The organism is Saccharopolyspora cebuensis (genome assembly GCF_039542665.1).
Lineage (GTDB): Bacteria > Actinomycetota > Actinomycetes > Mycobacteriales > Pseudonocardiaceae > Saccharopolyspora > Saccharopolyspora cebuensis.
Window position 1 is genome coordinate 550,160 of sequence record NZ_BAABII010000016.1, and the last position, 12,870, is coordinate 563,029.

At 73.2% G+C, this 12,870-nt stretch carries 12 protein-coding genes and 2 pseudogenes; 4 read left to right on the forward strand and 10 right to left on the reverse strand.

Going from position 1 to position 12,870, the window contains the following annotated elements:
• Positions 1-3 precede the first annotated feature (3 nt).
• Positions 4-495 carry a metallophosphoesterase family protein gene (locus ABD976_RS22790; RefSeq protein ID WP_345366872.1) on the forward strand — a complete coding sequence of 164 codons (492 nt, stop codon included), beginning with the start codon at positions 4-6 and terminating at the stop codon, positions 493-495.
• A gap of 9 nt (positions 496-504) precedes the next feature.
• On the opposite strand, the gene ABD976_RS22795 is transcribed toward ABD976_RS22790, so the two are convergent.
• The 4 genes from ABD976_RS22795 to ABD976_RS22810 all read right to left on the reverse strand — a co-directional run bounded on the left by ABD976_RS22795 (position 505) and on the right by ABD976_RS22810 (position 4,907).
• Positions 505-1,251 (reverse strand): GntR family transcriptional regulator, encoded by a 747-nt coding sequence (locus ABD976_RS22795; RefSeq protein WP_345366487.1) that lies wholly within the window; start codon positions 1,249-1,251, stop codon positions 505-507.
• A gap of 77 nt (positions 1,252-1,328) precedes the next feature.
• Entirely contained in the window at positions 1,329-2,495 is a 1,167-nt protein-coding gene (locus tag ABD976_RS22800; protein WP_345366489.1) for an acyl-CoA dehydrogenase family protein, read from the reverse strand.
• A 16-nt stretch (positions 2,496-2,511) separates the two neighbouring features.
• A complete protein-coding gene (locus tag ABD976_RS22805) occupies positions 2,512-3,693 on the reverse strand; it encodes a CaiB/BaiF CoA transferase family protein (protein WP_345366491.1) in 1,182 nt (393 codons plus the stop codon).
• Positions 3,690-4,907 carry an MmgE/PrpD family protein gene (locus ABD976_RS22810; RefSeq protein WP_345366493.1) on the reverse strand — a complete coding sequence of 406 codons (1,218 nt, stop codon included), beginning with the start codon at positions 4,905-4,907 and terminating at the stop codon, positions 3,690-3,692. The genes ABD976_RS22805 and ABD976_RS22810 overlap by 4 nt, the downstream gene beginning before the upstream one ends.
• 208 nt (positions 4,908-5,115) lie before the next feature.
• On the opposite strand from ABD976_RS22810, the gene ABD976_RS22815 reads away from it, so the two are divergent.
• The 3 genes from ABD976_RS22815 (at position 5,116) to ABD976_RS22825 (ending at position 7,569) form a co-directional block, all read left to right on the forward strand.
• Positions 5,116-5,967 carry an HTD2 family dehydratase gene (locus ABD976_RS22815; protein ID WP_345366495.1) on the forward strand — a complete coding sequence of 284 codons (852 nt, stop codon included), beginning with the start codon at positions 5,116-5,118 and terminating at the stop codon, positions 5,965-5,967.
• A complete protein-coding gene (locus tag ABD976_RS22820; protein WP_345366497.1) occupies positions 5,964-6,770 on the forward strand; it encodes an HpcH/HpaI aldolase/citrate lyase family protein in 807 nt (268 codons plus the stop codon). Before ABD976_RS22815 ends, ABD976_RS22820 begins: the two co-directional genes overlap by 4 nt.
• A 73-nt stretch (positions 6,771-6,843) precedes the next feature.
• A complete protein-coding gene (locus tag ABD976_RS22825; RefSeq protein ID WP_345366499.1) occupies positions 6,844-7,569 on the forward strand; it encodes a sulfite exporter TauE/SafE family protein in 726 nt (241 codons plus the stop codon).
• Between the two features lie 179 nt (positions 7,570-7,748).
• On the opposite strand, the pseudogene ABD976_RS22830 reads toward ABD976_RS22825, so the two are convergent.
• The 6 genes and pseudogenes from ABD976_RS22830 to egtB form a co-directional block, all read right to left on the reverse strand.
• Positions 7,749-8,804, reverse strand: a pseudogene (locus ABD976_RS22830) (RNA-guided endonuclease InsQ/TnpB family protein); the annotation flags it as partial.
• Positions 8,805-8,819: 15 nt separating this feature from the next.
• A pseudogene (gene tnpA / locus ABD976_RS22835) lies at positions 8,820-9,217 on the reverse strand (IS200/IS605 family transposase).
• A 123-nt stretch (positions 9,218-9,340) separates the two neighbouring features.
• A complete protein-coding gene (locus tag ABD976_RS22840) occupies positions 9,341-9,820 on the reverse strand; it encodes a nitroreductase/quinone reductase family protein (RefSeq protein WP_345366874.1) in 480 nt (159 codons plus the stop codon).
• On the reverse strand, positions 9,820-10,788 hold the full coding sequence (gene egtD / locus ABD976_RS22845; protein WP_345366501.1) for an L-histidine N(alpha)-methyltransferase: 969 nt from the start codon (positions 10,786-10,788) through the stop codon (positions 9,820-9,822). The genes ABD976_RS22840 and egtD overlap by 1 nt, the downstream gene beginning before the upstream one ends.
• Positions 10,788-11,534: an ergothioneine biosynthesis protein EgtC gene (gene egtC, locus ABD976_RS22850; protein WP_345366503.1), complete on the reverse strand. Its 747-nt coding sequence runs from the start codon at positions 11,532-11,534 to the stop codon at positions 10,788-10,790. Before egtC ends, egtD begins: the two co-directional genes overlap by 1 nt.
• A 4-nt stretch (positions 11,535-11,538) precedes the next feature.
• Positions 11,539-12,867, reverse strand: coding sequence for an ergothioneine biosynthesis protein EgtB (gene egtB / locus ABD976_RS22855; RefSeq protein ID WP_369774602.1), 1,329 nt, complete (start codon positions 12,865-12,867; stop codon positions 11,539-11,541).
• Positions 12,868-12,870 lie beyond the last annotated feature (3 nt).

Below are 12,870 nucleotides of genomic sequence, written 5' to 3' on the forward strand. Positions count from 1 at the left end.
GACGTGCGATTGCTGCTGATCTCGGACACGCACGTGCCCGCGCGGGCCAGGACGCTGCCCGACCCGGTGTGGCGGGAGGTGGCGGCCGCCGACGTGGTGTTGCACGCCGGGGACTGGATGGACCCCGCGCTGCTGGACGAGCTCCAGGCGCGCAGCGCGCGGCTGATCGGCGTCTTCGGCAACAACGACGGGCCCGAGCTGCGGGGGCGGCTGCCCGAGGTGGCCCGCGCGGAGCTCGGCGGGGTGCGGTTCGCCGTGGTGCACGAGACCGGCGCCGCGCGGGGCCGGGAACGGCGCTGCGACCAGCGGTACCCGGACACCGACGTGCTGGTGTTCGGGCACAGCCACATCCCGTGGGACAGCACGACGCCGCGCGGGATGCGGCTGCTCAACCCCGGTTCGCCCACCGACCGCAGGCGCCAGCCGCACCACACCTACCTCACGGCCGCGGTGCGCGGCGGCGCGCTGGAGCAGGTGGAGCTGCACCGGTTGTGACCCGGCGGCTCACCGCACGTTGCGCTTGAGCCGGACCCGGTAGGAGTAGTGCTCCGGCAGGAAGTGGCTGACCGCCAGCTCCACCGGGACGCCGCGCGAGGAGTGGTACATCCGGTCGATGCGCAGCAGCGCCCGCCCGGCCTCGCAGTCCAGGTGCTCCGACAGCGCCGCGGTGGCGCGGCCGACCGTGATGCTCTGCTCGGCCTCGGCGATGGGATCGTCCAGCCTGCCGTCCAGCAGGCCGATGATGGTGACCCGGCTGCGCGCCCCCACCTCGGTCAGCTCCGGCACCCGCTCGACCAGCTTGCCGACCACCGGCGGCAGGTACACGGTGGTCAGGCAGAACGGGACGTCCTCGTGCAGCCGCAGGAACGACAGGGTGTGCACGCTGTCGGAGCCCAGGCGCAGCCGTCCGGCGGCGTCGAGGTCGACCTGCCTGCGCAGCGGCGCGACGAGCTGCATGGTGGTGTCGATGGACAGCCCCATCAGGTCGTCCACCGAGCCGAACTGGCGCAGGTACTGCTCCTCGCGGGGCGCGGCGAAGGTGCCCCGGCCGGGCACCCGGTGGACCATCCCCTCGGCGACGAGGTCCTGGAACGCCCGGCGCACGGTCTGCCTGCTCACCTGGTGGCGCTCGGCCAGCTCGGCCTCGGTGGGCAGCCGGGTGCCGTCCGGGTAGTCGTGGCGCAGGATGGCGGTGCGCAGCTCGCGGGCGAGCTTGAGGTAGGCGCTCTCCCGCCCGTCGGACCCGTTCACCGCCGCACCTCCCTCGCCGTGCGCCCGACCGTACCGGAGCCGGGGCGTCCTCCCGGGACGGACGCCGGTGCGCGCGCTCAGGCGTCCAGGCCACCGCGCTTGACCAGTTGTCCGGCGATGACGTTGCGCTGGATCTCGTTGGTGCCCTCGCCCACGATCATCAGCGGCGCGTCGCGGAAGTAGCGCTCCACGTCGAACTCCGTGGAGTAGCCGTAGCCGCCGTGCACCCGGACCGCGTCCAGGGCGATCTCCATCGCCGCCTCGGAGGCGAACAGCTTGGCCATCCCGGCCTCCATGTCCACCCGGCGGTCGGCGTCGTACTCGCGCGCGGCGTGCAGCGTGAGCTGCCGCGCGGCGGTGAGCTTGGTGGCCATGTCCGCGAGGTGGTTGCCCACGGCCTGGTGCCGCCAGATCGGCTTGCCGAAGCTCTCCCGCTCCTGGGCGTAGCGCAGCGCGTCCTCCAGGGCGGCCCGGCCCACCCCGAGCGCGCGGGAGGCGACCTGGATGCGCCCGGTCTCCAGGCCCTTCATCATCTGCCCGAAGCCCGCGCCCTCGACCCCGCCGAGGACCGCGTCGGCCGGGACGCGGTAGTCCTCGAAGGACAGTTCGCAGCTCTCCACGCCCTTGTAGCCGAGCTTGGGCAGGTCGCGGGAGACGGTGAGCCCCGGGCCGTGCTCGGCGAGCAGGATGGAGATGCCGCGGTGCGCCGGGTCCGCCGCCGGATCGGTCTTGCACAGCAGGGCGATCAACCCGGAGCGCCGCGAGTTGGTGATCCAGGTCTTCGCGCCGTTGACCACGTACTCGTCGCCGTCGCGGCGGGCGTGGGTGCTCATCGCCTGCAGGTCCGACCCGCCGCCGGGTTCGGTCAGCGCCATCGTGGCCCGGACCTCGCCGGTGGCCATCCGGGGCAGGTAGCGGCGCTGCTGCTCCTCGGTGCCGAACAGCAGCAGGAGCTTGGCCACCACGGTGTGCCCGCCCATCGCCCCGGCCAGGCTCATCCAGCCGCGGGCGAGCTCCTCGGTGACCAGCACGTAGCACGGCGTGGACACCGGGGTGCCGCCGTGCTCCTCCGGGATGGCCAGGCCGAAGATCCCCAGCTCCTTCATCTGCTCGATGAGCGCCTCGGGGTAGGTGTCGGCGTGCTCCAGCTCCCGCACGACGGGTTTGACGTCCTTGTCGACGAAGTCGCGCACCGTCCGCACGACGAGCTGCTCGTCCTCGCTCAGGATGTCCGCTGTGCTCACTGCCTGGTCCTCCTCGTCAGATCACGCCGTCGGCGCGCAGCCGGTCGATCTCCGCGGCGTCCCGGCCCAGTCCGGCCAGGATCGCGGCGCTGTGCTCGCCGACGTCGGGCACCGGGTCCATCCGGGGCGCGACACCGGCCAGATTGGCCGGGGGCACCAGCGCCTGCACGGTCGCGCCGGGGATCGCCACGTCGCGCCACCGGTCCCGCTCGACCAGCGCCGGGTGCTCCAGGAACTCGGCGACCGAGTTGAGCCCGGCGTTGGCGATGCCGCAGGCGTCGAGCAGCTCCCCGACGCGGTCGGCGTCGAGCTCGGCGAAGCGGGCCGCGATCACCGCGTCCAGCTCGGCGCGGTGCGCGACCCGGGCCGACCCGGTGCGGAACCGGGCGTCCTCGGCCAGCCCGGGGTCGCCGAGGAACTCCCCGCACAGCGCGACCCACTCCCGCTCGTTCTGCACCGCGAGCAGCACCGCCCGGCCGTCGGCGGCGGTGTAGGGCCCGTAGGGCGCGATGGTGGCGTGGCTGGCGCCGACCCGAGGAGGCTGGGTGCCGCCGTAGCGGGTGTAGTAGGCGGGCTGGCCCATCCACTCGGCCAGCGAGTCGAACAGCGACACCTCGACGGCGCGCGCCTGGCCGGTGGTGGCCCGCAGGTACAGCGCGCTGAGCACCCCGGAGTAGGCGTACATGCCCGCCGAGATGTCGGCGATGGAGATGCCCACCTTCGCCATCTCGGCGGCCGTGCCGGTCAGCGACACCAGCCCCGTCTGGCACTGCACCAGCAGGTCGTAGGCCTTGCGGGTCTCCCACGAACCTCCGGAGCCGAAGCCGGAGACGTCGCAGACGATCAGCGACCCGTTGCGCTCGGCCAGCGCCGCCGCGTCCAGGCCCATCCGGGCCGCCGCGCCCGGCGCCAGGTTCTGCACGAAGACGTCGGCGGTGGCCAGCAGCTCGTCGAGCACCCGCCGCCCGGCCTCGGCCTTGAGGTCCAGGGTCAGGGACTCCTTGGAGCGGTTGAGCCAGACGAAGTAGCTGGCCTGCCCGTGCACCGATTCGTCGTAGCGGCGGGCGAAGTCCCCGCCGCCGGGCCGCTCGACCTTGATCACCCGGGCGCCGAGGTCGGCGAGCTGGCGGGTGGCGAACGGCGCGGCCACCGCCTGCTCGATGCTGACGACCGTGATGCCTTCCAGCGGGCGCGTCACCGGATCGCCTCCTCGGTCCGGATCGTGCCGGTTCCGGGCAGCTCCGCGGACAGCAGCGCGCGCACCCCGGCCCAGTCCGCCCCGGCCAGCAGCCCCGGCACGTCGGCGCCGCAGGCGGTGAGCTTGTCCCGCAGCTCGTCCTCGGTCGGGGGTCGCGAGGGGGCGCCCGGCGGATCGCCCATGGCCACCCGCAGCACCGGCCCGGCGTGGTCCACCTCGATCTCGACCTGCCCGGCCAGCAACCCGTCCGCGCCCTCGGAGGTGGCCAGCTCGACCCGGCGCAGCAGCCGCTGCGCGTCGTCCCGGCGCACCGCCTCGTCGGTGAACGCCGCGAAGTCGGGGTAGTCGTCCAGCAGCGCGGTGGACACCGCGTAGGGCAGGCTGAACTTGCCCTCCAGACCGGTGTCCGGGCGGTCGTGGAGCAGCGGCGTGACGGTGGCCCGCGGGGTGCGCACCCGCACCGCGGCGACCTCACCGGCGATCTGGTCCTTGATCTCGCGCAGCGCGGCGATCGGGCGCTGCATCGCGTAGCAGCAGGGGAAGACCTTGATGGCCAGCCCGCCGGGCACCGCGGGGCCGCCCAGATCGGGCGTCCCGGTGGCGCCGACCAGCTCCGCCCAGGCCTCCAACGCTGCGGGATCCGCGGTGGCACCGGCCCGGGCCAGCCGCGCGGCCCGGACCCCGGCCTGCGCGGCGAACCCGACCTGCAACGACTTGCCGTGGGTGCCGAAGGCCTGCTGCACACCGCCCGCGGCGGGCACCGCCAGCGCCATCGCGGTGGCGAGCTGCGGTGCGGTCAGCCCCATCGCCACGCCCGCCGCGACCGCCGCGGCGGGGGCCCCCGCGGTGCAGGTGGCGTGCCACCCGGCGGAGTAGTGCGACCAGCCCAGCGCGGCGCCCCACCGCGCCATCACCCCGGCTCCCGCCAGGTAGGCCCGGGCGTCCCCGCCGGTGGCCAGCACCGCCGGCACGATCACGACGCTGATGTGGGTGGTGGATTCGATGTGCAGGTCGTCGAAGTCCAGCACGTGCCCGGCCGCCGCCCACCGCGCCGCGTCGGGCAGCTCGGCGGCGATGCGGGTCAGCGGGTGGTCGCGGGCGGCCAGGGCGACCGCCGCGGTGTCCAGCAGCGAGCGCCGCGCCAGGTCGAGGTCGGCCGGATCCGGTTCGTGCTCGACCGCCCACCGGGCGAGGGATTCTGCGATGGTCGCCATGCCTGTTCCTTCCGGGCCGCGGGGTCGGCGTCGAGGGATCGCGCTATTTGTACGGCCAAATATGCATCCCGGTCAACAGCCGACTCCCGGGATGCGGCCCGGGTGAGTTGACACCGGGACGGGTCGCGCCGACACTGTGCCGGGTTTTGTACGGCCCAATTGAACCGAGGCTCGAGCGACCGAGGGCCCGAGCGACCGAGGAGGACCGGTGGCAGGTCTGGAGACCCACCTGCGGGACTGGCGGCCCGCCCCGCTGACCGAGACCGACGACCTCGCGCCGGCGACCTCCCGGGCGCTGGCCGCGGTCCTGGAGACCCCGCCCGAGCACCTCGACCCCGACGCGCTGCCCCCGCTGTGGCACTGGGTCCACTTCCAGTCCTGGCCCGGGCACGCCGAACTCGGCGGTGACGGGCACCCGACGCGGGGGCACTTCCTGCCGCCGATCCCGGACCGGCGGCGGATGTTCGCGGGCGGCCGGGTGTCGATCACCGCGCCGCTGCGGCTGGGGCGGCCCGCCGAGCGCACCTCGGTGCTGGCCGACGTGGTGGTCAAGCACGGCCGGTCCGGCGAGATGGCGTTCGTGACGGTGCGCAGCGAGTACCGGCAGGACGGCGAGCTGCGGCTGACCGAGGAGCAGGACTACGTCTACCGCAGCGGCGAGGGCGCGGCGAAGGACCCGCAGGCCGCGCGCCCGGGCACCGCCCCCACCTCCGACGCGCCGTGGCAGCAGCACTTCATCGGCGATCCGGTGCGGTTGTTCCGGTTCAGCGCGCTGACCGCCAACGCCCACCGCATCCACTACGACGAGCCCTACGCCCGCGACGTCGAGTCCTACCCGGGCCTGGTCGTGCACGGCCCCCTCCTGGTGCTGCTGATGACCGACCTCGCGCGGCGCAGCGCGGACCGCGGGATCGCGAGCGTGGACTACCGGCTCAGCAAGCCGGTGTTCGCCGGGGACCGGGTGCTGATCACCGGCACCCCGGACGGCTCCGGAGCGGCGATGTCGGTGCTGACCGATCCGGACCAGGTGATGGCGCGGGCCGCGGTGGGGCTGCGGTGACGCCGCGGGAGGCGGCCGCCGACGCGCGGACCGCGCTGTTCGTCCCGGGAACCCGACCGGACCGCTTCGGCACGGCCCTGGCCGCCGGCGCGGACCTGGTCATCGCCGACCTGGAGGACGCGGTCGCCGACGCCGACAAGGACACCGCGCGCGAGCACGTCCGGGACCTGCTCGGTGGCGGCGACCCGGTGGCGGTGCGGATCAACGCCGCCGGCACCCCGTGGTACGACGCCGACGTCGCGATGCTGCGCGGGCACGGAGCCGTGGTGGTGCTGCCGAAGGCCGAGACCGCCGAGCAGGTCGGCGCCCTGGCCGCCGCGCTGCCGGGCGCACCGCTGATCCCGCTGGTCGAAACGGCGGTCGGGGTGCTCGGCGCCGCCGAGGTGTGCCGGGCCGAGTCCGTGGTGCGACCGGCGTTCGGCAGCGTCGACCTCGCCGCCGAGCTCGGCGTCGACCACACCGACCGCGAGGCGTTGCGGCACGCGCGCAGCGCACTGGTGCTGGCCGCCGCCGCGGCGGGCACCGCGGCCCCGCTCGACGGGGTCACCACGGCGGTCCGCGACGCCGCACTGCTCGACGCGGACCTGCGCCACGCCGCCCGGCTCGGCTTCACCGGGAAGCTGTGCCTGCACCCCGCCCAGCTCGAACCGGTGCGGCGGGGCTTCGCCCCCTCGGCGGAGGAGCTGACCTGGGCGCGCGCGGTGGTCGCGGCGGCCGGGGACGGCGGGGTGGCCGTGCTGGACGGCCGGATGGTCGACAAACCGGTGGTCGAGCGCGCGCGCCGGCTGCTGCGCGCCGGATGACGGGCGCGGGCGAGGTGGTCCCGCGGTGTAGTCTCGATCGGGTGCGAGGACGCCCACCCGGCGCGGCGGAGGGATGCGCGTGACCCCGGTCGTCGTGTTCGGCCTCGCCGGGCTGATCGTGCTGCTGGGCGCCCTGGTGCAGGGCTGCGCCGGGCTGGGCATGAACCTGATCGCCGCCCCGCTGCTCGCGACGCTGGACCCGGCGCTGGTCCCGGTCCCGCTGATCGTCTCGTCGCTGCTGCTGTCCGGGCTGGCGATGCGGCGCGAGTGGAGCGAGGTCGACTGGCGCGGCGCCGGACTGGCGGTGCTCGGCCGCGCGCCGGGGACGGCGCTGGGCGCGCTGGCGGTCGCGCTGCTGCCGGAACCCGCGTTCTCCGTGGCCGTCGGCGGATTCGTGCTGCTGTGCCTGGCCGCCTCGCTGATCACCTGGCGCCCCCGGCCGACGCCGGTCGCGCTCCTGGCGGCGGGCTTCACCGGTGGTGTCACGGGCACCGCCTCCTCCATCGGCGGACCGCCGATGGCCTTGCTGTACCAGCACGAGACCGGACCGCGGATCCGCGCGACGCTGGCCGCCTACATGCTCTTCGGCGGGGCGCTGTCGCTGCTGTCGCTGGGGATCGGCGGTCAGATCGGGGTCGAGCAGCTCCTGGCCAGCGCGGTGCTGCTGCCCTTCCTCGCGGCGGGCTTCGCGCTGTCCGGTCCCTTGCGGCGGGTGCTGGACGCGGGGTGGACCCGGCTGGCCGTGCTCGGGCTCTCCGGCGGCAGCGCGGTGCTGCTCATCGTCCGCGGCCTGGTGTGATTGACGTCCTCCCCACGGCTAAAGCCGGGGATTCCAACCGGCGCTGACGCCTGTTGGGGTTCCTGCTTCACGGACTGGCTTGTGCCGAGGTCTCCACAGGCTGTTACCGCCCGTCCGGCGGCGAGAATGTTCTTGGCTGCGTTGAGGTCTGCGTGTGCGGTGTGTCCGCAACCGGTGCACCGGAAAACCGCTTGGCTGTTGCGGCTTTCCGGGTCGGCGTTGTGGCACACCGCGCACGTTTGCGACGTGTAGGCAGCGGGCACCTTCACGATCTCGGTGCCGGTATAGCGGGCAGCGTTACGCAGGGCCAGTTCGAGCTTGTGCCAACCCTTGTCGAGGATGGCGCGGTTCAAGCCCGACTTTTGGGTAACGTTCCGGCCGGGTTCTTTGGTGGTTCCGCTCGCCGAGCGGGTCATGTTGCGGGTCCGCAGGTCTTCCAGCGCGACCAGCGCATGCCGGTCGGTGAGCTCGGCGGCGACCTGTGAGCAGAAGTCTTGCCGTCGGTCGCGTTCGCGGCGTTTAAACTGGCGCATCTTGCCGAGGGTCTTGCGGCGGTTTGCGCTGCCGCGCTTCTGCCGTGCGAGTTTCTGCTGCAACCTGCGGTAGCGCTCGGTCTCGCCAGGTGAGGTGCAGTCGCGGTTGATGAGATCGCCGTCGCTGGTGGCGACGGCAGCGACCACGCCCCGGTCAACGCCGATGGCCGTGTTGGGCATGGCGTGTTCCTCAGGGGTGGTCTCGCCGTCGTCGACGAGGAACGATACGAACCAGTCCCGGCCGTCGCGGGACACGGTCGCGGATCGCACGACACCGCCGAGGTTGCGGGTCATGCGGAACTGCACCCACCCGAGCTTCGGGAGTTTCGCCCGGCCCCAGCGCTTGTTCAAGCGTTCGACCTCGATGAGCTTGCCCATCGGGAACCGGAACGACGGGTTCCAACGCTGCTTGCCGCGCCACTTCACCCGGAAGGTACCGTGGTCTTTACAAGCCCGGTCCAGGTCCTTCAACACCTGCTGGAGGATGTGCGACGGCGCGGTCTTGAGCCACGCGTGCTCGGTCTTGGCGTCGGCGAGCTGCCCTGCTTGCTCGTTGTAGTTCATCCACGCGCCACGCTTGCGGTATTGGCGACGCTGGTCAAGAGCGGTGTTCCACACAGCGCGGCACACGTTGCCGAACTCCTCGCACTGCGCGGACTGCGCAGCGGTGAGCTTCAAGCGGTACTTGCGGCCAGTAAGCATGGAACACCTCCCTCATTAGACGTTCTTCTGGTTCTCTACGTACTTGCGGATAGTTTCCAGTGGTGCGCCGCCGACCGTCGCAACGAAGTAAGCGTTCATCCACAGCGTCGGAAGCTTCGACCGCAGCCAGGGGAACTCGTCCCGAAGCACACGCGACGACCGTCCCTTGATGGCTTTCACCAGCTTGTGAACACCGTACTGCGGATCGACCTCGACAAGAAGGTGAACGTGGTCGGGCATCATTTCCAGCCCGATCAGCCACGCGCCTTCTCGGCGACGACCTCGCGGACTATCTCCTTGAGGCGATGTTCCATGCGCCCGCCGATGACCCGGCGGCGGTACTTCGGGCACCACACGCCGTGGAACGCGCACTGGAACGTGACGTTCGCGTTCGATCGCTGCGTGACGATCATATCAAAACCATGCAGCTCGAAGCTGCCTAATGTCGGCGGGGTTGCTACTGGCCGCACCGAACCCGAGGTTGATGCGCTTACCCCACGGACAAATCCGGGGGTCTGCGCGCTACGTTCCCTCGATCAGCGCACCGGCTCCAGCGAGAACACCCGCAGTTCCCGGTCCCCGGCCCGCTCGTCGTAGGTGGCGTAGGCGGGCCAGGCGGGCACGATGACGTCGTGCCACAGCCGCTCGCGTTCGGCGCCGGTCACCAGCCGGGCGCGCACCGGGACCTCCCGACCGGCCGAGGTCACCACCGCGTCCGGGTGCGCCAGCAGGTTCGCCGACCACGCCGGGTGCCCGGCGCGGCCCCAGTTCGAACCGATCACCACGAAGCGCCCCGCCTCGGGCACGTGCAGCAGCGGCACCGAACGGGGTCGTCCGGTACGGGCCCCGCGCGCGGTGAGCAGCAGGGAGGGCATCCCGAGCAGCCGCAACACCCCGAGGCGCCCGGCGGTGCGCCGCTGGACCGCGAGGTCCAGCGGCACGATCCGCCTGCCCAGCGCGGAGAACCACCGCCGGGTGCCCAGCCGCCGGACCGCCGCGCGCACCGGTCCGCGCATCACCGGGCGCGGGCCAGCGACAGCGCGAAGTCCCCGCCGTCGTCGACCCACCACCGGTGCAGGTCGAACCCCGCCGCGTCGAGCTCGTCGCGCACCCGCTCCCGGCGGAACTTGGCCGACACCTCGGTGCGCAGCTCCTCGCCCGCCTCGAACTCCACCCGCAGCGGCGGTTCGGCCAGCCGCACCTCCATCGCGCGCCGGGCCCGCAGCCGCATCTCGATCCACTCCTGCTCGGCGTTCCACCGCGCCACGTGGTCGAACGCCGCGGGATCGAAGTCGGCACCGGTCTCGCGGTTGAGCACCCGCAGCACGTTGCGGTTGAACTCGCCGGTCACGCCCTGCGCGTCGTCGTAGGCCCGCACCAGCCGCTCCGGGTCCTTGACCAGATCGGTGCCCAGCAGCAACCACTCCCCCGGCTCCAGCGCGGCGCGCACCGAGGCGTGGAAGCGGGCGCGCTCGGACGGCAGCAGGTTGCCGATGGTGCCGCCGAGGAACGCCACCAGCCGCTCCGGCCCGTCCGGCACGGACGTGCCCGCGGTGAAGTCGTCGACGACCCCGCGCACCTCCAGCTCCGGGTAGTCCAGCGCGATGGAGTCGATCGCCGCGCGCAAGGCCGAGACCGACACGTCGAGCGGCACGAACCGCTGCAACATCTCGTTCTTGCGCAGCGCGTCGAGCAGCAGGCGGGTCTTCTCCGAGGACCCGGACCCGAGCTCGACCAGCGTCCGCGCCCCGGTGAGCTCGGCGATCTCCACCGCGCGCCGGTGCAGGATCCCGGACTCGGCCCGGGTCTGGTAGTACTCCGGCAGCTCGGTGATCCGCTCGAACAGCTCGCTGCCCTCGGCGTCGTAGAACCACTTGGGCGAGGCCCACTTCGGGGTGTCGGTGAGCCCGGCCCGCGCGTCGGCCAGCAGCGCCCGCCGCGCGTCCGCCTCGGTGAAGCGCACCACCAGTTCCGGTTCGGTCATCAGCTCTCCTGCAAGGGGGTCAGGTCCAGTCGGGCGGGGTCGGCGACGAGCAGGTGCCGGTCCGGGACCGGCTGCCAGTCCCGCTCGGGGCCGAAGGGTTCGGAGGCGACCGCCACGGCGTCGTCGGCGTGGCGGACCCACAGCGAGTGGGTGCAGGTCGTGGCGATGATGCGGTGGCCGTCGGTCAGCAGCAGGTTCAGCCGGGACTCCGGTGATGCCCGCAGCACGTCGCCGACCAGCCCGGTGACCGCCTCCACGGGTTCCTGGCCCTTGCCGATCCGGTGGCGCAGCAGCGCCCACAGCACGGCCGAATCCGTCGGCGCGGCCAGCGTCATCAGGTCCACCACGTCGAGCTCGGCGGCGGTGCCCGCCAGCGAATCCGGCCAGCCGGGCACTTTGCCGTTGTGGCTGAACAACCACCGCTCGTCGGCGAACGGCGCGCAGGCCCCGGCGCTGACCGGCATCCCGACCGTGGCCGAGCGCACCGCGGCCAGCACCGCACCGCCGGAGGTCCCGGCCGCGAGCTGGCGGAACGCCTCGTCGGTCCACATCGGAACGGCGGCGCGGTAGCACCGGGGCGCGCCGTCCCCGGCGTACCAGCCCGCGCCGAACCCGTCCACGTTGACCGTGCCGCCCCCGCGCATGTCGGTGGGGGCCCAGGCCTGCTCCAGCAGCGAATGCGCGGGATCCAGCAGCAGGTCCGACAACGGCACGTCCGGGCCGACGTAGGCCAGGTGGCGGCACACGGCGTCAGCCGATCTCGTCGGCGCCCGGGGTTCGGGCGCAGCGGAACCCGGCGAAGATCTGCCTGCGGATCGGGTAGTCCCAGTTGCGGAAGGTCCCCCGGCAGGCCGCCGCGTCGGTGCCGAACGAGCCGCCGCGCAGCACCTTGTGGTCGGAGCCGAAGAACACCTCGGAGTACTCCCGGTACGGGAAGGCCGCGAAACCCGGGTACGGCAGGAAATCGCTGGCCGTCCACTCCCACACGTCACCGATGAGCTGGTGCGCACCGCAGGGCGCGGCCCCGGCCGGGTAGGCGCCCACCTCGGCGGGCCGCAGGTGGCGCTGGCCCAGGTTGGCGTGCTCCGGTCCGGGATCGGCGTCGCCCCAGGGGTAGCGCAGGCTCCGCCCGGAACGGGGGTCGAAGCGCGCCGCCTTCTCCCACTCCTGCTCGGTCGGCAGCCGCTTGCCCGCCCACGCCGCGTAGGCCTCGGCCTCGTGGAAGCTGACGTGCACCACCGGCTCCCCCGGTGGCACCGGCTCCCAGTGGCCGAACCGCCGGCGCATCCAGCGCCCGTCCACGTGCTCCCAGAACCGGGGGCCCACGAGCCCGGCGCGCTGCCGGTACTCCCACCCGGCCGCGCTCCACCAGCGCGGGTCGTCGTAGCCGCCCGCGTCGAGGAACGCGAGGTACCGGCCGTTGGTGACCGGCGCGGTGTCGAGGAAGAACTCCGGCACGTGCACCTCGTGCGCGGGCCGCTCGTTGTCCAGCGCCCACGGCTCGGTCGAGGTGCCCATCGTGAACGGCCCGGCGGGCACCCGGACCTCGTCGGGCAGGGCGCGGACCGCGGGGGCCGGGGGCGCCTCGTCGTGCAGCACCGGCGGTCCGTCGCGGAGCTGGTGGGTGGCCAGCATGGTCTCGTCGTGCTGCTGCTCGTGCTGCACGATCATGCCGAACGCGAAGGCGTCGGAGACCAGCCGGCGGCCTTCCAGCGGGGTGCTGTCGAGCAGGTCGAGGACCTTGGTCCGGACCTCCCGCACGTAGCCGCGCGCCTCGGCGGGCCCGAGCAGCGGCAGGCTCGGCCGGTCGGACCTGCGGTGCTGGAAGGCGTCGTAGAGGTCGTCGATGTCCGGCCGGAGCGCCTCGGCGCCCCCGACGTCGCGCACCAGCCAGATCTCCTCCTGGCTGCCGACGTGGGCGAGGTCCCAGACCAGCGGGGACATCAGCCGGGAGTGCTGGCGCACCAGGTCCTCGTCATCGACGGCATCGGTCAGCGCGGTGCTGCGCGCCCGGGTCCGTTCCAGTTCAGCGGCGACGCGAGCGCGCAGCCCGGTCGTTGCCTGCTCCTGCGAATGCACCGG